We start from the raw sequence: 21,984 nt of genomic DNA, 5'->3' as shown, positions 1-21,984 counted from the left end.
ATTATTTTTAGATTAAAATCTCCCTATTTCCTCTTCCATCAACTTGGCTTAAAACACCTGTTTGTTCTAGTTGTTCAATTAAACTTGCAGCTCTGTTGTATCCAATTTTTAATCTTCTTTGAAGATAAGAGATTGAAGTTTTTTTATCTGTAATTATCACTTCTTTTGCATCTTCATATAGTTCATCTAGTTCTATACTTTCATTGTTGCTACTACTAGCACCTTTAGATGAATTTGAATTAGAGCCTAAGTTTTTATCTTTTATAAAGTTCATATCATACTCTACTTCTCTTTGAGATTTTAAAAACTCTACAACTTTTTCTATCTCTGTTTCTGTACTCCAAGGAGCATGAATTCTTACAATTCCAGGAGTTCCTGGAGGTGTAAATAGCATATCTCCTCTTCCAAGTAAAGATTCAGCTCCCATAGAATCTAAAATAATTTTTGAATCTACTTTTTGCCCTACTTTATATGATAATCTACTAGGTAAATTTGCTTTAATTAATCCAGTAACTACATCAACAGATGGTCTTTGTGTTGCTACTATTAAGTGAATTCCACTTGCTCTTGCCATTTGAGCTAGTCTTGCAATAGAGTACTCAACATCTTTTCCACTTGTCATCATCAAATCAGCTAATTCATCTATTACTACAACAATATAAGGCATAGTTGGAAGCCCCTCTTTTTCTGCTTTTTCATTGAAGTTTTCAATATTTTTTGTCTTTGTTTTTGCCATCAAAGAGTATCTTCTTTCCATCTCTGCTACCATATTTGCCAAAGCATTTATAGCATCAACTGCTTTTGTAATAACAGGTGTTAAAAGATGTGGAATATCATTGTACATAGAAAACTCTAGCATTTTTGGGTCAATCATCACAAGTCTTAGATTATCTGGTGAATTTTTATATAACAAAGATAAAATCATAGAGTTTATTCCAACAGATTTTCCACTTCCAGTTGTTCCAGCTATTAATAGATGAGGAAGCTTTTTAAGATCTGTTACAAATGGTTTTCCTACAATATCTTTTCCTAAAATCATAGTAAGTGGAGATTTAGAGTTTTGGAAAATATCACTATCTAACATCTCTTTTAAATATATTGTTTGTGTATCTTCGTTTGGAACTTCAATTCCTACAACATCTTTTCCAGGAATTGGAGCTTGAATTCTTATTGTTTGTGCTTTTAAAGCCATTGCTAAATCATCTTGAAGACTTAAAATCTTTGAAACTTTTACATTTGGTGCTGGTTTAAACTCAAAAGTTGTAACAACAGGTCCTGTGTAAGTTCTTACTACATCTCCATCTATTTTAAACATTGAAAGTTTATCAAGTAAATCTGCAATCTTTTTATCAATAAATGCTTCATTTACTTTTGTTTTATTCTCTTTTGGAGCATCTTGAAAAAAGTTTGTTGGAGGTAATATAAAATCTTTTGGGTTTTCAGTTTTACCAAACTCTAATTCACTTAAAAGCTTTGCATTTTCTTCAAGTTCATCTACTATTACACTATTTGAATTTGCACTATTTTTTATCTCTTTTTCTTCATTTTCTATAATATCTGCATCTAAAATATCTTCAATACTTTTAACTCTATTTTCTTCTATCTTTTGTTCATTTTGTATATTTTGTTTAGAAGAAGTTTTTGGAACTGGTAGATTTTTTGAGCTTGTAGTTTGCTCTTTTTGTCTAGTTATATTCTGTTTTGTTGCAATATTTGTTTTCTCTTTAAATTTAATTTTAGGAATAATATTTTTAATCTTTATTAAATCTTTAAAAGTCATATCACTTGTTTCAAAAAGTATTAATATAGAGATAAATAATCCAACAGCAACTAAAAAATACAATCCTAAATGTCCAATAAATGGAGCAAAAGCATCTACAAATATATTTCCTAATTCTCCTCTTTCATAAGGATTTTCTATGATTAATGCTTGAAATATTAAAGCTGTAAATAGAAATATTAAAATAGCTAAAATATTTAAATATAGATCATTTTTATCTAAGTTCTTTTTGAAATTTACTAAATATAAAGGATATAGTAAAAATAGTAAATAAATATAAGATAAATATGAAAAATATTTAAATGAGAAATCTGCAAAAACTGCTCCAATATTTCCAATACTATGTTTTGAGCTTAAAAGTGTTGTAAACTCAAAATATAAAATAACTGATAATAATATTATTGAAATAAGCTTTTTAACTATGGGTTTTCCTTTATTTATATATTAGTTGTGAAATTCTTCCTTGAAGTCTTAACCACTCTTTATGTTCAAATAAAGGGAATCCAGCCCAAGACTTCTTAGGTGTTTTTATACTTTTTGAAACTCCACCACGAGCAGCTATTGTTGTAAAAGCTGCTACTTCAAGATGCCCAGCAGTAGCACTTTGTCCACCCATTGTAACATATGCTTGAAGTGTTGTAGAACCAGCAAGACCAACCTGTCCTACAAGAACTGAACCTCTTCCTATTTTACAATTATGTGCAATATGTACAAGATTATCAACTCTTACTCCATCTTCAATAATTGTTGATTTAAATACAGCTCTATCTATTGCACAATTTGAACCAATTTCAACATCATTTCCAATTACTACATTTCCATTTTGATATATTTTGATATATTTACCATCTTTTGTATGTGCAAAACCAAAACCATCACTTCCTATTACTGTTCCAGAATGAATGATACAATCACTTCCTATTTTACACTCTTTATAGATTGTAACATTTGGATATATTATTGTGTTATCTCCTATTGTTACATTATCTCCTACAAATGAATTTGCCATTATTGTACAGTTATTTCCAATTAAACTATTTTTTCCCAAATATACATTTGGCATAATTATTGTATTTTCTCCAACAATAGCATCTTTTCCATCAGTTTCAATAAGTTTTGTAGCAAAAAGTTTACTAGTTTTTGCCAAATTTAGATAAGGTTCATCACAAACTAAAGCAATAACTCCTTCTGGAACTTCATTTACAAAAGCTTTATTTATTAAAATAGCTCCAGCTTTTGTATCTTTTAATTTATCTATATATTTTTTATTTTCTAAAAAAGTAATCTCATTTTCATTTGCATCTTGTAAGCTATTTAAACCTACAATTTCAATATCACTATCACAAGTTATTTCTAAATATTTTGCAATATCTTTTAATTTCATTTTATCTCTCCATAGCAACAATCCCGCTTCTAACAACTTCAAGTGGATTAAATTTTTCCATAACTTTTATAAAATTCATAATTCTATCACTTGAATCTGTTGCAGAAACAATAATTGCTTCATTTGTAACATTTTGAATTGACCCATGATAAGCACGAGCAATCACATCTATATCTGATAAATCATTTTCAATAGAAAACTTCATCAAAACTGTATCTTTTTCTATCACATCTTTGTGTTCATTTACTTTTAAAACAGGAATTAATTTATTTAATTGTTTTACAATTTGATCAATTACTCTTTTATCTCCTGTTGTTACTATTGTCATTCTTGAATATTGACTTTCTGCCATTGGTGCAACTGTTAAAGAGTCAATATTATATCCTCTAGCTGAAAAAAGTCCTACAATTCTTGATAATACGTTATGTTCGTTTAATACAACAACAGAGATAACTTGTCTTATTGTTTCAGTGTTATAGTAGCTATTAAAGTTACTCATTATTTATCTCCTTTTAATAAAGTCATCTCATTTAATGAATGCCCATTTGGAACCATTGGTAATACCTCTTCATTTCTTGCTACAATTACTTCTATCATAGCTGGTTTTCTTTTTTCTACGGCATCTTTAAATGCAATATCAAACTCCTCTTTTGTGCTTACAGTGTATCCTAAACAGTGAAATGCTTCTGCTAAAGCCTTGAATTTAGGTTGATTTGTTAAATCTGTTTGGGCTAATCTATTTTCATAAAACATTGTTTGCCATTGTCTTACCATTCCTAAATAGTTATTATTTAGAATTATATTTATTACAGGCAATTCATACTCACTACAAGTCATAAGTTCTTGAATATTCATTAAAATAGAACCATCTCCTGTGAAGTTTACAACAACTCTATTTGTACCTTTAAAAGCTCTTGCAGCTCCAAGTGCAGCTGGAAGACCAAATCCCATAGTTCCTAATCCACCACTTGTTATAAATTGTCTTGGATGAGTAAATGGGAAAAATTGTGCTGTCCACATTTGGTGTTGTCCAACATCTGTTGAGATTATTGCATTATCTCCAAGAATTTTTCCAACTCTTTGAATTGGCCATTGAGGTTTGATTAAATCATCTGTATCAATATATCTTAAAGGCTCTTTTTCTCTATAATCTTTTAAAAGTTCAACCCAATTTGAAAAATCATTTATTTCAAACTCAGGAATACTCTCAATCATAGCTTTAACTGTAAGTTTTAAATCTCCAACTATTGGATAATCTGGAACTATTAGTTTTGCAATACTTGTTGGATCAATATCAATATGAATAACTTTTGCCTTACTAGCAAATTCATCTAATCTTCCAGTAACTCTATCATCAAATCTAGCTCCTAAAGATATTAGTAAATCTGTTTCGTGTGCAGCCATATTTGCAGCATATTCTCCGTGCATTCCTAACATTCCAAAGAAAAGTGGATTTGAATCTCCCATAACTCCTCTTGCCATAAGTGTTTCAACAGCAGGAATATTTAATTTTTTTGCAAATTCTCTAATATCTGATCCACAGTTTGATAAAATAGCTCCTCCACCAATATAAAGTAGTGGTTTTTTAGCACAGCTTATAGCTTCCATAGCTTTTTTTAACTGTCTTTTATTGTAGTTAATAGTTGGCTTATAAGTTGGCATATTTACCTCTTCTGGATAAATAAACTCAGCAATTTGGGCTGTAATATCTTTTGGTATATCAACATGAACAGGTCCTGGTCTTCCAGTATTTGCTAGATGAAAAGCCTCTTTTAAAATTTTTGGTAAATCTTCAATTTTATTTACCAAATAGTTGTGCTTTGTACAAGGTCTTGAAATTCCAACAGCATCTATTTCTTGAAATCCATCTGTTCCAATTATTGTTGTTGGAACTTGTCCTGAAATTATTACAAGTGGAATTGAATCCATATAAGCATCTGCAATTCCAGTTACAGCATTTGTAAACCCTGGACCTGAAGTTACTATTGCAACTCCCGTTTTCCCAGTACTTCTTGCATAGCCCTCAGCTGCAATAACACAAGCTTGTTCATGTCTATTTAAAATATGTTCAAAATAATTTTGTTTATAAATTTCATCGTAGACGTTCATAATAGCGCCTCCAGGATATCCGAATACAACTTCTACCCCTTCTTGATGTAATGATTCTATTACCATTTTTGCGCCAGTCATTTTCATAGCATACTCCATAATTTATAAAATTTAGTGTATATTTTACTCAAACTAGCATTAAACTATCCATATACAAAGCCTTTTATTAGAAGAAAAACAGCAAAAAGATATTTAATAATTTTTGTGATACAATACAAGAAATTTGCAAACTTTTGGGAGAATTTTATGGATATAAATGCAATAAATAGCACAAATAGTATTCAAAATCTTAATAATTTAAATAATAATCAAAACCAAGCATTACAAAAATCTCAACTAAAATATCAAGTAGAAGATTTTCAAAGTACTGAATCGACAGCTTTAACTGTAAGTAAAAGCTCAATAATAAGAAGTGAATTCTCTCAAGATTTACAATCTACAAATGAAACAATTGCAAAAACAAAAATTTCTGAAAATGCAATAAATAAGCTTCAAGAATATATAAACAATATAGATAATAAACTACAAAATAGTAACAATATGCAGAATAAAAATGATTTAAAACAAGAGATAAATCAAGAATTAAGAGATTTCAATCAACTTGCTTTTGATACAAAGTATAAAGGTGAGAATCTTATTGCAAATAGATTAAATGATGATCAAGATTCAATAAAACTTAGTGCAAATGGAAAATTATATTCACTTGACAAAGCAAATATTGCAAACTTTACAAATAATATTTTTGATGCTGTAAATAGCGGAGATTTAAACAATCCAGAACATTTACAAAAAGCTATAAAAACAGTAGAAAATACATCAAATCAGATGAATGAAATATCTCAAAATTTATCAGATTTTACAAAACTTCTTTTAAATGATGCAAAGACTAAAATAGCAGAGCAAAACTATAACAACTATATAGATTTTGGGAAAGAATCAAGTGATTTTTCTAAAGCAAATATAAATTTAAATGCTGGTTATCTAGCAGCTTCTCAAGCAAATGTAGTACAAGAACAAAGTGTAAGGCTTCTTTCTTAAGCCTTACTTCTTATTGCAAAATCTAGTGCAATACCTTCTCTAAGTCCATCATCTAGAACTATCGATTCTTTTTTATCTAAAAGTTCAAAAAACATTCTGTAAATATATGTTCCAACTTCTAAATACTCTATTCTTCCTTTTCCAGCAATTTTTATTAAAGACTCAAATGATGTTTCTCTTAATAAATTTAAACTATTCTCTAAATCTTGAATACTTAAAACTGTTCCATTTACCACATTTTTATCATAATTAAAATAGCTATATCCAAGTTTTATAGCAGCTATTGTTGTAGGAGTTCCTGCTGTTGCAATGAAAATAAAATCTTCTATTGAAAATTTAAGAGTATTTAAAAACTCTTTTATCTCTTTTTTATATAAATCTAACTCTTCAAATAATTTATTTTTATCTTTTAAAGAGTTTTGAGTAAGCGTTACTATTCCAAAATCAAAACTTTTACTAAAAAAATCATCATCTTTTGAAACAATAAGTTCAGTAGAACCACCACCAATATCTAAAAGAATAAAATTTTTAGAATCTATTTTTTCTCTTTTTAATGCATATTTTATTGCAAGTAAAGTAAGTCTTGACTCCTCATTTGAATCAATTATTTTAAACTCTGCTCCACTATTTTCTTTAATATATTCTAAAATTTCTTTAGAATTTGATGCTTTTCTTGCTGCTGCTGTTGTTATACAAACAGCATCTTTTGGATCAAAACTTAACTTCTCTGATGCAACTTTTAAAGCATCAACAACTCTTTTAGAAGCTTCAATACTAATCTTTCCACTATTTACTAAACCGTCAGCAAGTCCTACAACTTGATGATATTCATCAATAATTTTATAATTAATACAATCAAACTTTAAAACTCTAAATGAGTTTGAACCCAAATCTATTGTTATAACTTCTTTTTTCATTATAAATGCTTTATTTTAATTTTTGAATTTAATAAATATCCAACTAAAACCATAAAAAATAGTACAAAATACTCATTTATATATCCAGTTAAAAAAACAAGATAAACAATCCAAAGTAAAATTGCACCAAGTGGAGTTGGAATACCAGTAAAATATTTTTCAACTTCTCCCTCATTTGCATTTAGGTTAAATTGAATTAATCTTCTAAGTCCTGAAATCACATAATATACAAAAACAGCTGCAATAAAAGTCATACTAAAAAACTGCTCTTTTCCATCAAATATTGCAAAATATATAAACATAGCAGGAACAATAACAAAAGATAAAAAATCAGCATATGAATCAAGTTGTATTCCAAATTCTGTTGATAGATTAAATTTTCTAGCTATTTTTCCATCAAAAATATCAAAAGCTCCAGCAAGCCAAGCAAATAAAGCAGCTCCTAAAAACTCATCGTGTGTTAAAAAGTATATTGCAAATATCCCACAAGTAATATTGAAAAATGTAACAATATTTGCCAAATTAAAATGATTATACTTATTAAATAAAAAATTCATTCTTTGCCCTTAATATATATTTTAAAAAAACTTTGAAATATTACTATATTCTTGCTCAATTTATGATTTACTATTATTTATAAAACTTATGATAAAATATTTTTTAACTATTCCAAATAAGGAGTATTTTTGGAAATTCAAACTGATATTTTAAATACATCATCTATTTATGCAGAACTTGCACTAAAAAAAAGTCAATTAGCAAACATTGATAAACAAGATCTTTTTAAATCTACTTTTGAAAAAAATGATAGTGCTAATCCTATCTCAAAATATGATGAAAAAGATTATGAAAGAGTTTTAGATAAATTCAAAAGCAAAGACGCAGAAGTAAAAGCTCATGAACAAACTCATGCTAGTCTAGGAACTACAACTACTCCAATAAGTTATAACTATCAAGTAGGTCCAGATGGAAAATTATATGCAGTAGGTGGAAGTGTAAGATTTGATACTTCTATCCCTAAGGATAAAGAAGAAGCTAGTTTAAAAATAGATAAATTACAAAAAGCTTCAAGTTCTGTTGATGATTTAAGTAGAGCTGATATGGCAATTTCATCAGCTGCAAATTTAAATAAAATTTTACTAAATTCAATGCAAGGATTTGAAAATGAGAATTGATAATAACTTAAATGCAATGTTAAGTGCTAGTTTACAAATTCAAGAACAAGCTTCAAATATAGCTCAAGTTGCAAATGTAACAGCTCAACCAGAGTTTCAAGAAGCAGATAGTGACATTGTTTCAAGTATGATTGAACAAATTCCAGAAGTAATTGCTTATAGTGCAAATGCAAAAAGTATTGAAGTTCAAAAAGTTTTCATGCAAAGACTTCTTGATTTAAAAGCCTAGTTTTAGGCTTTTAATCATTTTCTTTTATATATTTATTTAAATCTTTTAACTCTAATTCATTAAAAACTTTTATTCCATTTTCTTCTAACAATCTAGCACTCAATCCTTTTGCTTTAATTAAAGTTTGAGAAAATGTTCCATCATAAACTTCATTGTTACCACATGATGGAGATTTTGATTTAAATAAAGCAACTTTTATATCATTTTTCAAACATATATCTAAAGAGTTTTTTGCTCCCATTAAAAAATTTATTGTAATATCTTCACTATTTTCATCAAGAACTTTTATTGGTTTTTCATGACTAATTATTTCAGCTTTAGCTCTTGGAATAGTTAATCCAGCAGATACTTCAGGACAGATAGAATATATCTCATTTTCACACATAATATCCATAAAAAGCTCTTTGTCTGAGAATCTAAATTTTGGATTTAAAGCTATATTTGAATTTTCACCATCATATCTTGTATTCTCGCCTAAAAGACAAGAGGATACTAAGATTTTCATATATAATATTCCTTAATATTTTAATTTTGCGAATTGTAGCAAGTTATATATTTAATTTTTATTAGTTTGTTTTAGCGATCTTAACAGTAAAAACAGCACCAATATCACTATTTTTTACATTTATAAAGCCATTCATATTTCTTTCAATAATATTTTTTGCCATATAAAGACCTATTCCTGTACCTTGTGTTTGATATCTTGTTGTAAAGTATGGATCAAAAATCTTATCAATATTATTTTTATCAATTCCTCCTGCATTATCTTTTATTTTAACAATTGCATATTTTTTACCATTTTTAATCTCTATCCTAATTTTTGGATTTTTTATATCTCTTTCTATAAGAATATCTTTTGCATTATTTATTAAATTTAATATGACTTGAGAAAATTCATTCTTATAAGCTAAAATATTATTATCTTCATTTATATCAAAGATTGTTTCAATATTATTATATTTTAGTGTTGATTCAACTATAAAATATGTATCTCTACAAGCTTTTTCTATTGAAAATAACTCTTTTTCTCCTTGTGGTTTAAAGAAGTTCCTGAAATCATCTATCGTTTGTGACATATATTGAGTTAATTTATTTGCTTCATCTATTTTATTTTCTAAATATTCTTTAGTAAATTTATCAAAATTATATGTTACTTTCATATTCATATGAATTGCTGAAATTTGTGAAAGAGGTTGTCTCCATTGATGAGCAATATTCCCTATCATTTCACCCATAGCAGCTAATTTACTTTGTTGTATTAGGATTTGTTCTTGCTTTAATCTATGTTTTATCTCTTTTTGTATTCTATTCTCAAGATTTCCAATAACATTATTGATTTTATTCTTAAGTTCATTTAATGATGTATCATTTGTATTTTGTGTTAATCTTGTACCTAAATTCCCACTCTCTATATTTTCTAAAACTTTTGTAGCATTTTTAATTAAAGCTTCATTTTGTTCAATATTTACTCTTATAAAAGAGATATTCTGATTTATCATTTTAGCCATTTGACTAAACTCATCTTTTCCTTCAATATTTATATCTAAAACTTCTGTTTTTTTATCATTTAAATAATAAAAGAAATTGGTAAGAGAACTTTTTACTTTATAAATTGATTGTAAAATATTATTAACTATGAATAATCCAATAAGAATAGAAAATGATAGAATTAAAACTATACTTATAATTACTTCCATTTTTACTTCATTAAACTTTGTTGAAGCATCTTGATAAACTCTTGACACATTATATAAAGCATCTTTTTGTAAAAACAATATCTCACTTACTAAAAAATCAAATTGTGTTTTACTAACAGTTGTTACATTTATATAAGCTCCTTCCTCAAAATCATCTTCTAAATATTTTTTTGTTTGAATTATATAATATTTGTATTTTTCAAATTTTTCATAAAGACTTTCATTACAAACCTCTTTATTATTGAAATTTTTATCTAATCTATTTAAAACAAAATTTAATTCATTTGTTATTTTAGCTCTTATCTCGTTATTTGGAGCAATAACCAAAGATTGATGAAGTTGCCTTAAGTTATACAAAGGAGTTATAATTTCATTTTGTAAAAATAGAACAACTTCTGATTTACTATGAACTACTTTCATCGTCTCTTTATTATCTTCACTAATTTCAATAGTTTTATATCCTAAAAGAAAAATTGAACTACATAACAAAATAAATAGTATTGCCAATTTTGTTCTAATTTTCATATTATTTATTATATTCATTTTATTCTCTTTGGTTTAATAGGTTTCTCTAGTTCTTTATCATATTTCTCATCATCTCTTATAGACCAATGATTTATACTAATTCCCATCTCCCATAATGGAATAACACCACCTCTATAAGGTTTAAAAATTAGCTCTTTATTCAAGGCAAAAACATTATTTAAAGATGGAACTCTTAAAGTATAAGCTTTCTCTCTTTCTCTATGTAAAATATTTTTAACAATATTTTTATACTCTTTTGTATGTGTCTTAGTAATAAAAAAATTATTAATATTATTTTGCATGAATTCATCTTTTGGGATAGTTGACCATGCACTTCCATATTTATATATAAAAAATACACTCCAAGGATTTTGTCCATACCAATCATCATCTCCCCAAACTAATAAATCCCAATCTTTTTTATTTTCATTTTTACTTGTTGTCAAAAGTTCTTGATAAATATCTTTTTCACTTCTTGTAATTGTATAATTAAACTCTACTCCATATTTACTTAATTGAAATTCTATTCCTTTTAATAAAAATAGAAACCTATCTTGAGTAAAAATATTTAATTTTAAACCATTCAATAAAGTCTTTAAATCTTCTTGTGGAATTTTTTCTTCTTCTATTTTAAAATCTTTTGCCACTTGTTCAACGATATCATAATTAATAGAAGCAGTAAATGGGGATATTCTACCTTCATTTTTATATACAAAATTTAGTAAATTCTCTTGATTTAAAGCTTGATTTAATGCAACTCTTACTCTATCTTCTTTAAGTTTTTTATTTCCATTTATTAAATTAAAAAATACAATAAAATTATCTGTTGATTTTGAAATAGTAAGTTTTGAATACTTTGATAAAATCACTTCAAACTTCTTATTAAAAGGTATTGGCATAAAATCTAATTTACCTTCATTTTTAGTAATATCTTCTATTGCTTTATTTACATCAAGCTGAGTATATACTGTGATTCTTTTTATTTTAGGATATCTTTTATCCCAATAGTATGGATTTGCTATAAGTTCTAACTTTTCTGTATGTTTATCCCCTATTGCAAATCCATCTTTCAAAATATAAGGTCCCATACTAAAAGCACCTGCTATTTTATTTGCTGTTCCTGTATATTTCCCAACTGGATTATATTTCTTTATATACTCTTTTTTATAAAAATATATTGCAGCCAAATCATTTAGAAATAATTCATATTTACTTTTTAAAACTATTTTTACTCTTTTACTATCTAGTTTAAAAATATCAAAATCCACTTTATCTATATTTGTATATAAATATGGATTATTTCTAAAAAATTTTAAATTATATATCACATCATCTACACTAAAGTCTGTTCCATCTTGAAACTTTAGATTATCTCTTAAAGTAAAGATATAGGTAAAATCATCTAATCTTTCATGTGATTCTGCAAGATCATAAATCCAGCCATCTTTATTGTCATAAGTTCTTAAAAGACCTGAATTTGTAGCTTTTGCAACATAAGAATATGGTAAAGATGGAAGGAATATTTTAATATGAGACTTAGGATGAAGTTTACTAGCTTTATTTTGATTACTAGTATCTTCTCTAAAATCTAATTTATCTTCAAAACTTTCATAAGAAAACAAAGAAATAGATATAATATATATTAAAAAAAAAGTTCTAAACAAAGCGATAACCTATTCCAGAAAGATTTAATATAATATCACTTGGAAGTTTTTTTCTTAAATTTCTTACTAATGAGCGTAAAGCACTATCTGTCATAACATCATCTTGCCAAACTTTATTCTGAAGTTCTGCATAAGTAGTTACTCTATTTTTATTTGAAATTAAAACCTCAAAAAATAGCATCTCTTTTTTATTCAAATATATAATATCATCTTTATATCTTAATTCTTTCATATCATAATCAAAGTTATAATTTTCATCAGTTTCTAATAATATTATATTATTTATATCAAGATTTACTAAACACTTCTCTAAAGAATCTAGTAATTCATCTAATTCTATTGGTTTTACAATATATTTTTCCATATGTAATTCAACAGCTTCTAAAAGATATTTTTTATCTGTAAAAGCTGTGATCATTATAATTGGAATATTTCTATTATTTTGTCTTACTTTTTTGACAAAATCAATACCATTTAGAATAGGCATATGTATATCACTAAGAATAATATCTGGTTTCTTTATTTCATAAAGTTTGAAAGCTTCTTCACCATTTGAAGCTTCTATAACCTCTTTTACATAATAACTCAAACTATCTGCTATATTTTTTCTTATCCCTTCTTCATCCTCTGCATAAAGTATTGTCAAGTTTTTTAACTTTTCAATATTTTCATTTTTCATAATTTTACCTATTTATTGTTTTTATAAAAACCATCTTTTGCATTTGCTTTCAAGAATCTTAGCATATATAATTCTTCATTATCATCAAGCTGTGCAAAACCTTTCATAGTTTGTAATATTGCTTCCCATTCTAACATAGTATGAGTTACAGCTCTATGTCCAGCATGGCAAGATGAGCACATATCATAATAAAATTCTTCATGCTCTTCCCAAGAATCTTTTACTTTTGAAGTCAAATAAGATTTTTCAATTTTTGCCTCTATTTTTATTGCTTGAAGTTCATCTGAATTTACAAAAAAATTATCTCTACTTGTTGTTGCCATTAATAAAAGTTTTGATTTATTTGAATAAAATTGATTCTTTGTAGCGAAACCATCAATCTCAACTAATGATATTTCATCATCTAAGTCTTTTATTATTTTCACAGGTGTTCCAATTAGGATTTCACCTTTTTTTCCATTAAATTCGACTTTTGCATTCTCTAAAAGATACATTTCATTTGAATAAGAAAAACTTGCCATAAAAAATAAACTTAATACTATTTTTATAATTCTCATTTTAAGCTCCTACTATTTTTGGTGGATTATAAGCTAAATTAGGTGTAAGAATTTTAACTTTTCTTATACTTACAAGAGTTGAATTAACAGAAGTTGCATTTGCCATCTTTGATGTTCCTTTAGATGTTGTTAACACATTTACTTGCCCTGAATTACATCTTACTTTTCTTTGATCATTTCCAGAAAATAAAGAATCACCAGCATTTGCATCTTCAGGAGAATACCAAGCCCCCTCTTCAATAGCAACAACTCCATCTCTAATTGTATTTGTAACTACAACACCTGCTAAAACACTTCCTCTTTCATTATAAACTTCAACAACTTCACCATCTTTAATTCCAAATTTATTTGCATCATTTGGAGATATTCTTATTGGTTCTCTACCTTGAACTTTTATTGCATTTTGTACCCAAGTATTATCTAATTGTGTATGAATTCTATTTGTTGGATGTGGACTTAAAAGATGTAAAGGATATTTTTTAGTTAATTCTTCATTACCTAACCATTCTGTTGGTTCAAACCACATTGGATGTCCTTTAAAATCATCATATCCATATGAAGCTAATTTTTCAGAGTAAATCTGTATTTTACCAGTTTCTGTTTTTAGTGCATTTGCAATAGGATCTTTTCTAAATGCTTCATGTCTTACATATTTTTTTGCACTTTCTGGAATATCATAAGCAATAACACCTTTTTCCCAAAATTCTTCAAAAGATATTTTCATATTCCTTTTTGCTGAAGAGATATTATAAATTCTTTCTAACCAATCTTTAGGAGTTCTATCTCTTGTATAAGCTTTTTCTTTTCCAAATCTTTTTGCTAATTCTGTAAAAATTTCATAATCATCTTTTGCTTCATATCTTGCATCAACTATCTTTTTCATAGCATAAATTCTATCATTTGAATATGACATTGCACTTGCAATATCATCTCTTTCCATCGTTGTAGTTGCTGGTAAAACAATATCAGCCATTTTAGCTGTTGGAGTCCACCAAGGTTCAATTACAACAAAAGTATCTAATTTTCTTAAAGCATCAATTAACTCATTTGTATTTGGTTGATGTCCAATAGGCGAAGCTCCTGCACTTAACATAAAATGAACTTTTGGATAAATAATTTCACTCCCTTTATAAGTAACCTTTTCACCCGGATTATTTATTAAATCACTCATTCTTGAAGCTGGAATAGATATATTAACTTCATCTCCACTACCTTGACTAATTCCACCAACCGTTCTTTGTCCAGATGCAGCATCTCCTCCACCTTCATAATGCATAGAAAATCCAAAACCTCCTCCTGCTAAGCCAACTTGACCTATCATAGAAGCTAAAGTTATTAATGCCCAATCTACTTGTTCTCCATATTCTGCTCTTTGCATAGCCCAGTTTCCTGCTATAAAAGTTCTGTTTGAAATCATAATATCAGCAAGTTTTTCAATAGTTTCAGATGGAATTTCAGTTAACTTTTCTGCCCATTTTGTATTCTTTTCTATACCATCACTTTCTCCAAGTAAATAAGGTAGAAATTTATCAAATCCATATGTATATTTTTCAATAAACTCTTTATCATATTTTTTACTTTTATATAAATAATTCATCATAGCTAACATCAAAGCAACATCAGAACCTGGTCTAATTTTTATCCAATCAGCTTTAAATTCTTTCGCTGAAGTTGTATATATTGGATCAATTGATATTACTTTTATTCCTGCTTTCTTATACTCTTCATATGCATCATAACATCTATGATTTGGAACAGAATAACCTGCTCTATTTGTTTTATAAAGGTCTGCTCCCCATAAAACTAGAATTTTTGTATTTTCAATTATTTGCTCATGTGCTGTTTGTATAGAGTAAACTTCCATATCACCTACAATTGACGGATTTACAGCACCTGCTGCTCCATTTGAGTATTCACCAAAAGTTCCAACTGCACCACCAATTTGATTAAAAAATCTTCCAGCTAAAACATTTGGTTTAAATGCACCAGGATGTGACCAACCACCATAAGAAGCATTATAAAGTGATTCATTTCCACCTTTTTCTTGTGCTTTTCTAATAGAATCAGCAACTAAATCAAGTGCTTTTTCCCAAGAAACTCTAACAAACTCTTCTTTTCCCCTAAGATTTCCTTTTACTTTTCCCTCTAAATAACTTTTTCTTACAACTGGATATTTAACCCTTGAATCAGAACTATTTCTATCAGCTAAAGCCTTAACCAAAACAGTAGGATTCGCATCAGAATCAAGCTGAGAAGTAATATCAACAATTTCTCCATCCATAACATGTGCATAAAATGCACCAAAATGAGATGCACTCGGGATTTTTATAGTTCTTTTTGCAAACTCTTTTGCAAAAGCACCACTTAAAGTACCACTTCCTACTAAAACTGCTGAAGTAGCAGCTGAAACTTTAAGAAAATTTCTTCTAGATTTAATCATTATTTATCCTTTATAATAAACTAAAATGATTGTAATGTAAAAAAAGAGCAAAAAAATCGATTATTTTTCTATTTTATTTTTTTATAATACACTATCTTAAAAAAAGGGAAAGAGAATGAAAAAATTAAATTTAAGTTTAATCACTGCTTTAGCTATATCATCAGCTTCAGTATTAAATGCTTCAACATTTCAAGAAGCACTACAAAATGGTAAAGTTAGTGGAGAAATTACACTTACAACAGAAGAGAGATACTTCAAAAAAGATATAAACGATTATTATAGAGATAGTGCTTATGGAGTTGGTTCTTTTGCATTAAAATATGAAACTGCTGTTTGGAATAATCTAAGTTTAACTAGTAAAACAAGAGCATATAAAAATATTTGGGAAAAAAGTAAGACAAAACCAACAGGAACAGGAACAGGTGATGCAAGTGGAAGATTTTATGAAAAAAATGGAGTAAAACAGACTATTGATATAGAATCTCTATTTTTAGAATATACTCCAAGTTCAAATATAAATATAAAAGCTGGTAGACAAGATTTATATTCAGATTGGATGAATAAAGTTCATGACGCTGTAAAAATTGAAGCAAATTTTGAAAACACTTCTATTGAAGCAATTTGGTCAATAAGAGATGGTAGAGTTTATTCTAGAGATTATAGACCATTAGAAAAAATGAATGAAAATAAAGGTGTTTATAAACTAGGTATTACTCAAAAATTCAATGATAATATTTCTGCAACAGCATATGGTTTAATCTTTCCAGATGCAAAAGAAATTTATGGAGCTAGAGTGAATTTATCTTATGATGATACAAAAGCAAGATTTCACTATGCATATAGTGATGAAGGAAAATCTTTAGATAAAAACTCTGAAAAAGATGTAAAATCTGACATTATAGATATTATGATTAAAACATCTTTATTTGGTTTTTCTCCTTATTTAGGATATACAAAAGTTAGTGATGATTTAGCATTTCCTGGATATACAACAAATGAAAAAAGTAGAGAATCTGGAGAAATTATTGTTCCTTTTGAAGAAGGAGATTACTTTTATAGTAGAGGAGCTAGTACAATTTATGCAGGTATTAGTAAAGTTATAGGTGATTTTGATGCAACAGTTCTTTATGGAAATACAAAATACTATGCAGATAATACAAACAAAAAGAATAATGTTGATGAATTAACACTTTGGTTGGGATACAAGATAAACTCGGATTTAAAATCTAATCTAGGTTATACATATGTAAATGAAAAAGATACAAATATAGGTGAATATAATCAAGTAAACCTTACTTTTACATACTCTTTCTAAAATACTAGGATTTATTCCTAGTATTACTCTTCAAAATTTAAATCTATATCTTTTAAATCTTTATAAAAGAATGTTGGAAGTTGAATATTGCTAAAAGCAGCTTTCATAGATACAAATATTTTTGGATTTTGTTCTTCAAGTTTTGCTAAAAGCTCTTTTGTAGAAGCTCTTGCATGAGGCATTTTTATATCAAATCTAAGTCCTGGACAAGCTTCATCACCAATAACTCTAATTTCATTTGAAGATGCAAAAGCTCTTAATTGTCTCTCTCTTGTAAAAATTAAAGGTCTAATTACTTCTAAGCCATTATTTGCTTTATATATTGGTGGCATTGTTCTCATTGTTCCATTATAAAACAGATTCATAAAATATGACTCCATTGCATCATCTAGATGGTGCCCTAAAGCCACTTTATTATATCCTTGTTCAAGTGCAGTTGTGTATAAATACCCTCTTCTCATTCTTGAAAAAAATGAACAAAAAGATGAATTTTTTCTTATTTTTTCACCTGCTAAATCAAAAATTTGTGTATCAATTATCTCATGATCTATTCCATGCTCTTTACAATGATTACTTAAAAATTCAACTTGCTCACCCATTCCATAAGTGATTGTTACAGATTTAAAATCAAACTTAAAAGGTGCTTTTTTCTTCATTCTATTTAGAGTATGGATTAGAGTCAAAGAGTCTTTTCCTCCACTAAAACCAACCATTACTCTATCATTTTCTTTTATTAGATTGTAAGTTGCATTTACTCTTGCTACATTTGATGTTATTTTCTTACTTATTTCTATCAATTCTTATTATCCTAAATATTTTTTACGATTATATCAAAAAAGCTTTAATATACTATTTTAGGAAAAGATTATATAATCTTGCTTTAAATTTAAAATAACAAAGACAATAATATGACACTAGAAGAACAAAATATATTTATAGAAAAAATCAAAGAATCTATTTTACCTGTAGCAATGTATATGGATGATCAAAAGATTTTTTTACTTTTAGAAGAAGTTCAAGCATCAAATGATTCACTTCCTGAAGGATTTGCAAAAATGCTTTTTGAACAAATTATTATCTTGAAATATAATAGATTAGGTTAGGTAAATGAGAGATTTTATAACTTACGAAGAGTCATTAAAAATAATAAATAATATAAAAGTTTCAAATTCAACAGAAAAACTATTTTTAACAAATGCTCTTGGAAGAATTTTAGCAAAAGATATTATTGCAGATCATAATAGTCCTACTTTTCCAACTTCAGGAATGGATGGATATGCAATTAAATTTGAAGATATTGAAAAAGAGTTAATAATAGTTGATAAAAACCCAGCTGGATTTGTAGTTGAAAAAAGTGTTGAAGAAGGAACTTGTATAAAGACTTTTACAGGTTCATTAATGCCTGAAGGAAGTGATACTTTAGTTCCTATTGAAAATGTGGAAGTAATTGAAAATAAAATAAGAATTTTTAAAACTGTTCCAAAAGGTTTTGCTGTTAGAAATATTGGAGAAAACTACAAAAAAGATGAAGTTTTAATAAAAGCTGGGACAAAAATAGGATTTAGTGAAATTGGTGTAATGGCATCTTTAAATATTCCACAAATTGAAGTATTTATAAATCCTCTTATTGCAGTTGCTAGTACAGGAAGTGAAATACTGGATTTAGGAGTTGCACAAACAAATGACTCTCAAATAAGAAGTTCAAATCATCTTACTTTAGAAGCACTATTTAGAAGCAATGGAGCAGATGTTTTACAAGCTGGTCCAATAGTTGATGATATGGATTCTATCACTAGATTCTTTGAAAAATCACTAAAAAAAGCTGTTATTGTTGTAACAACTGGTGGAGTTAGTGTTGGAGACTATGATTTTGTACAAGATGTAATTAAAGATAGATTAAAAGCCGAAGTATTGTTTCACGGAGTTTTAATAAAACCTGGAATGCATATTTTACTAGCTATTAAAGATGGAAAAATAATAGTAGCACTTCCAGGTTTTGCATATTCATCTACAATTACAGCAATTTTATATATTTTACCTTTAATTTATAAGTTTAGAAATTCAAAAGAAACTTTACCATTTGTAAAAGCTAAAATAAATCAAGACTTCACAAGAACTCAAGAAAAAACAATATTTACTGCTTGTAATGTAAACTATATAAATGGTGAATATATAATAGATTTTCTAGGTAAAAAAAGTGGTACAAGTGCAATTTTAACAAATATGCTTGAGAATCCTGCTTTATTAATTCAAAACCAAAATAGTAAAGATATTAAAAGTGGTGATTTAGTAGATATTATCTTACTTAACAATTTAAAATAGTGGAAAATAAAAATATATTCTATCTTTTGATAGTAATTTCTATGATTCTTTGGGGTGCTTCTTGGATTAGTACAAAAGCTCTTACTCCTTATATTAATGCTTATGAAATGGTATTTTTAAGAATGGGAATATGTTTTATAACAATGTTTCCTATAATATTTTTCTCAAAAATGAAATTCAAGCTTGATTTAAAAACTCTTATTTTGGTTCTTCTTGCATCACTTTTTTTGGTTTTATATAGTATTTTTATGTTTTTTGGAGTTGAGCACGGAACAGGAAGTTTAGGTGGAGCGATGGTTCCTTCTATGATTCCAATTATTACTTATATCTTTGTGGCAATATTAAGTAAAAAAACAATAAGTTTTAAACACTCTTTTGCACTTATTTTAGGCGTTTTTGGTGTTTTAAATATGATTGATATTTGGAAGTTTGATATAAAAGTAATATTTAGTGAAGATAATATATATTTTATTATTGCTTCAACTCTTTGGGCAATTATTACAATAATCACTGCAAAATCAACAAAAATAAATGCTTTTGTTTTCACAACTTACACATATTTAATATCAAGTACAGCTCTATATATTTTTTATATTGATAACTCAATTTTTGCAAGAGTTATAGAATTTGATACAATTTTTTGGTTTAATATTTTTGTAATAACTGTACTAAGCACGACTTTCGCAACATCAATTTACTTTTTTGGAGCAGCTAAATATGGGGCAAAAGAGGTTTCATCTTTTGTATTCTTAGTTCCAGCAAGTGCAATAATTATTGGAAGTATTTTCTTAGGTGAAAAAATAGAATTTACAACTATTATTGGAGTTATTTTTGCAATGATTGCAATATATATTTTAAATAATTTAAGCTTTATTAGAATATTTAAAAACAAGAAGAGTAAGAAAAACTCTTAATCTTCTTAAAATTTATATAAACCGCTCTCTTTCAACATCATAACCCAACTCTTTAAATCTTTCAACAAGTGGTGGATGAGAGTAGTAAAAAAATACAAATATTTTATGAGAAAGTGGAAAAGATTTATTCTCATTTGCTAGTTTTAATAGTGCATTTACAAGATCTTCTTTATTTGTAAGATTTGATCCAAAGCTATCTGCATTGTACTCATTATGTCTTGAAATAAGTGAGATTAAAGGCATTAGGAAAAAGCTTAAAACTCCTGAAAACATCATAAATAGAGTTATAATTGCATATGATTCATTGTTTAATCCAAGAGATAAAAATAAACTATCACTTAAATTCCCAAAAATTGCAAAGAATACAAACATTACAAATCCAATAATTCCTATATTTTTAAGAATATCTCCATTTTTAAAATGTCCTAATTCATGTCCTAAAACTGCTAAAAGTTCATTATGACTTAATTTCTCAATTAAAGTATCAAAAAGAACAACTCTTTTTGTAGCACCTAATCCACCAAAATATGCATTTAATCTGCTATCTCTTTTACTTGCATCAACACTAAAAACTCCACTACTTTTAAACCCAACATCTTTTAAAAGTTTCTCTATTTTTGATTCTAGTTCTATGTCTTTTAGCTTCTCAAATTTATCAAACATCTTATCTCTAATAACTGGATAAAGCATATTAATCAAAATAATAACAGCAAAAATAAATATAAATCCAAATATCCACCAAGTTGGTAAAGTTTCAATAATATAAGCAATTCCTGCAACAACAAGTGAACCAAAAATTAAAAATAGAATTCCACTTTTAATTGTATCTTTTATATATAAAGCCTTTGTCATATTTGAAAAACCATATTTTTTATCCAATTTAAAAGTTTTATATAAATCAAATGGTAATCCTAAAAACCAATTAACTAAAATAAAAATATCTACAAATAAAACTGCTTTTAGAATATTTGATTCAATATTTAAAATAGAATCCAGAAACTTAAGCCCAAAACCAAGCCAAACTATAAAAATAACAAAATCATAAAACTGAGATACTAAAGCTATTTTCTCTTTTTCAATAGCATAATTTGCTGCTTCTTGATAAGTTTTTGTATCTAAAATTATTGCTCTTTTTCTTTTTGAATCATTTACAAAACCAATTTGCATAAATGATGTATATGTTTGCATTACAAAATATATACAAAGTAATGCTATAAAAAATGTTAACAAAATCCAATC

21 protein-coding genes are annotated in these 21,984 nt (G+C 27.1%); 7 read left to right on the top strand and 14 right to left on the bottom strand.

Translation table 11 applies throughout. The features are described 5' to 3' along the window. Positions 1 to 7 precede the first annotated feature (7 nt). Genes ATH_RS04440 through ATH_RS04425 form a run of 4 tightly spaced genes read right to left on the bottom strand, consistent with a single transcriptional unit; the run spans position 8 to position 5,360 of the window. Complete coding sequence (locus ATH_RS04440; RefSeq protein ID WP_066390484.1) at positions 8 to 2,164, bottom strand: DNA translocase FtsK; 2,157 nt, start codon at positions 2,162 to 2,164, stop codon at positions 8 to 10. 49 nt (positions 2,165 to 2,213) lie between these two features. Beyond that, a complete protein-coding gene (lpxD, locus tag ATH_RS04435; RefSeq protein WP_066390485.1) occupies positions 2,214 to 3,164 on the bottom strand; it encodes a UDP-3-O-(3-hydroxymyristoyl)glucosamine N-acyltransferase in 951 nt (316 codons plus the stop codon). Between the two features lies 1 nt (position 3,165). Then, on the bottom strand, positions 3,166 to 3,663 hold the full coding sequence (gene ilvN / locus ATH_RS04430) for an acetolactate synthase small subunit (protein ID WP_066173527.1): 498 nt from the start codon (positions 3,661 to 3,663) through the stop codon (positions 3,166 to 3,168). Continuing rightward, positions 3,663 to 5,360, bottom strand: coding sequence for an acetolactate synthase large subunit (locus tag ATH_RS04425; protein WP_066183697.1), 1,698 nt, complete (start codon positions 5,358 to 5,360; stop codon positions 3,663 to 3,665). The genes ilvN and ATH_RS04425 overlap by 1 nt, the downstream gene beginning before the upstream one ends. 27 nt (positions 5,361 to 5,387) lie before the next feature. On the opposite strand from ATH_RS04425, the gene ATH_RS04420 reads away from it, so the two are divergent. Further along, a complete protein-coding gene (locus tag ATH_RS04420) occupies positions 5,388 to 6,311 on the top strand; it encodes a hypothetical protein (RefSeq protein WP_083190939.1) in 924 nt (307 codons plus the stop codon). On the opposite strand, the gene ATH_RS04415 is transcribed toward ATH_RS04420, so the two are convergent. Next, positions 6,308 to 7,228, bottom strand: coding sequence for a Ppx/GppA phosphatase family protein (locus ATH_RS04415; protein WP_066390491.1), 921 nt, complete (start codon positions 7,226 to 7,228; stop codon positions 6,308 to 6,310). The genes ATH_RS04420 and ATH_RS04415 overlap by 4 nt on opposite strands. Further along, complete coding sequence (locus tag ATH_RS04410) at positions 7,228 to 7,785, bottom strand: CDP-alcohol phosphatidyltransferase family protein (protein WP_066183691.1); 558 nt, start codon at positions 7,783 to 7,785, stop codon at positions 7,228 to 7,230. The genes ATH_RS04415 and ATH_RS04410 overlap by 1 nt, the downstream gene beginning before the upstream one ends. 129 nt (positions 7,786 to 7,914) lie before the next feature. Here ATH_RS04410 and ATH_RS04405 point away from each other — a divergent pair, with 129 nt between their 5' ends. Together ATH_RS04405 and ATH_RS04400 are read left to right on the top strand one after the other, a co-directional pair. Then, on the top strand, positions 7,915 to 8,403 hold the full coding sequence (locus ATH_RS04405) for a putative metalloprotease CJM1_0395 family protein (RefSeq protein WP_066183689.1): 489 nt from the start codon (positions 7,915 to 7,917) through the stop codon (positions 8,401 to 8,403). Continuing rightward, positions 8,393 to 8,632, top strand: coding sequence for a hypothetical protein (locus ATH_RS04400; protein ID WP_066390494.1), 240 nt, complete (start codon positions 8,393 to 8,395; stop codon positions 8,630 to 8,632). The genes ATH_RS04405 and ATH_RS04400 overlap by 11 nt, the downstream gene beginning before the upstream one ends. A 10-nt stretch (positions 8,633 to 8,642) precedes the next feature. Here the strand turns inward: ATH_RS04400 and ATH_RS04395 are convergent, their stop codons facing one another. The 6 genes from ATH_RS04395 to ATH_RS04370 form a co-directional block, all read right to left on the bottom strand. Further along, a complete protein-coding gene (locus tag ATH_RS04395; RefSeq protein ID WP_066183679.1) occupies positions 8,643 to 9,137 on the bottom strand; it encodes a DUF523 domain-containing protein in 495 nt (164 codons plus the stop codon). A 61-nt stretch (positions 9,138 to 9,198) separates the two neighbouring features. Then, a complete protein-coding gene (locus ATH_RS04390; protein ID WP_083202024.1) occupies positions 9,199 to 10,872 on the bottom strand; it encodes a sensor histidine kinase in 1,674 nt (557 codons plus the stop codon). Continuing rightward, positions 10,869 to 12,518 (bottom strand): ABC transporter substrate-binding protein, encoded by a 1,650-nt coding sequence (locus ATH_RS04385; RefSeq protein ID WP_066183676.1) that lies wholly within the window; start codon positions 12,516 to 12,518, stop codon positions 10,869 to 10,871. The genes ATH_RS04390 and ATH_RS04385 overlap by 4 nt, the downstream gene beginning before the upstream one ends. Next, the gene (locus tag ATH_RS04380) at positions 12,511 to 13,197 is read right to left on the bottom strand and encodes a response regulator transcription factor (RefSeq protein ID WP_066183674.1); all 687 of its coding nucleotides are present in this window, start codon (positions 13,195 to 13,197) and stop codon (positions 12,511 to 12,513) included. The genes ATH_RS04385 and ATH_RS04380 overlap by 8 nt, the downstream gene beginning before the upstream one ends. Before the next feature lie 8 nt (positions 13,198 to 13,205). Beyond that, positions 13,206 to 13,754 carry a hypothetical protein gene (locus tag ATH_RS04375; RefSeq protein WP_066183671.1) on the bottom strand — a complete coding sequence of 183 codons (549 nt, stop codon included), beginning with the start codon at positions 13,752 to 13,754 and terminating at the stop codon, positions 13,206 to 13,208. Position 13,755: 1 nt separating this feature from the next. Beyond that, a complete protein-coding gene (locus tag ATH_RS04370) occupies positions 13,756 to 16,194 on the bottom strand; it encodes a molybdopterin-dependent oxidoreductase (protein ID WP_066183668.1) in 2,439 nt (812 codons plus the stop codon). 115 nt (positions 16,195 to 16,309) lie between these two features. On the opposite strand from ATH_RS04370, the gene ATH_RS04365 reads away from it, so the two are divergent. Beyond that, a complete protein-coding gene (locus ATH_RS04365) occupies positions 16,310 to 17,509 on the top strand; it encodes an Opr family porin (RefSeq protein WP_066186324.1) in 1,200 nt (399 codons plus the stop codon). Between the two features lie 23 nt (positions 17,510 to 17,532). Here ATH_RS04365 and ATH_RS04360 read toward each other — a convergent pair whose 3' ends face one another. After that, positions 17,533 to 18,306: a tRNA 2-thiocytidine biosynthesis TtcA family protein gene (locus tag ATH_RS04360; protein WP_066390496.1), complete on the bottom strand. Its 774-nt coding sequence runs from the start codon at positions 18,304 to 18,306 to the stop codon at positions 17,533 to 17,535. 111 nt (positions 18,307 to 18,417) lie between these two features. On the opposite strand from ATH_RS04360, the gene ATH_RS04355 reads away from it, so the two are divergent. Genes ATH_RS04355 through ATH_RS04345 form a run of 3 tightly spaced genes read left to right on the top strand, consistent with a single transcriptional unit; the run spans position 18,418 to position 20,745 of the window. Continuing rightward, a complete protein-coding gene (locus ATH_RS04355) occupies positions 18,418 to 18,612 on the top strand; it encodes a hypothetical protein (protein ID WP_066183661.1) in 195 nt (64 codons plus the stop codon). A gap of 4 nt (positions 18,613 to 18,616) precedes the next feature. Beyond that, on the top strand, positions 18,617 to 19,831 hold the full coding sequence (locus ATH_RS04350) for a molybdopterin molybdotransferase MoeA (RefSeq protein WP_066390499.1): 1,215 nt from the start codon (positions 18,617 to 18,619) through the stop codon (positions 19,829 to 19,831). Positions 19,832 to 19,857: 26 nt separating this feature from the next. After that, a complete protein-coding gene (locus ATH_RS04345; protein WP_235664936.1) occupies positions 19,858 to 20,745 on the top strand; it encodes a DMT family transporter in 888 nt (295 codons plus the stop codon). Positions 20,746 to 20,757: 12 nt separating this feature from the next. Here ATH_RS04345 and ATH_RS04340 read toward each other — a convergent pair whose 3' ends face one another. Beyond that, positions 20,758 to 21,933 carry a M48 family metallopeptidase gene (locus tag ATH_RS04340; RefSeq protein ID WP_119184159.1) on the bottom strand — a complete coding sequence of 392 codons (1,176 nt, stop codon included), beginning with the start codon at positions 21,931 to 21,933 and terminating at the stop codon, positions 20,758 to 20,760. Between the last annotated feature and the right edge of the window lie 51 nt (positions 21,934 to 21,984).

The sequence above is a fragment of the Aliarcobacter thereius LMG 24486 genome (assembly GCF_004214815.1).
In the GTDB taxonomy this organism is placed as follows: domain Bacteria; phylum Campylobacterota; class Campylobacteria; order Campylobacterales; family Arcobacteraceae; genus Aliarcobacter; species Aliarcobacter thereius.
Note: the sequence above shows the minus strand (reverse complement) of the source record. Positions and strands in the feature narration are given on the sequence as shown.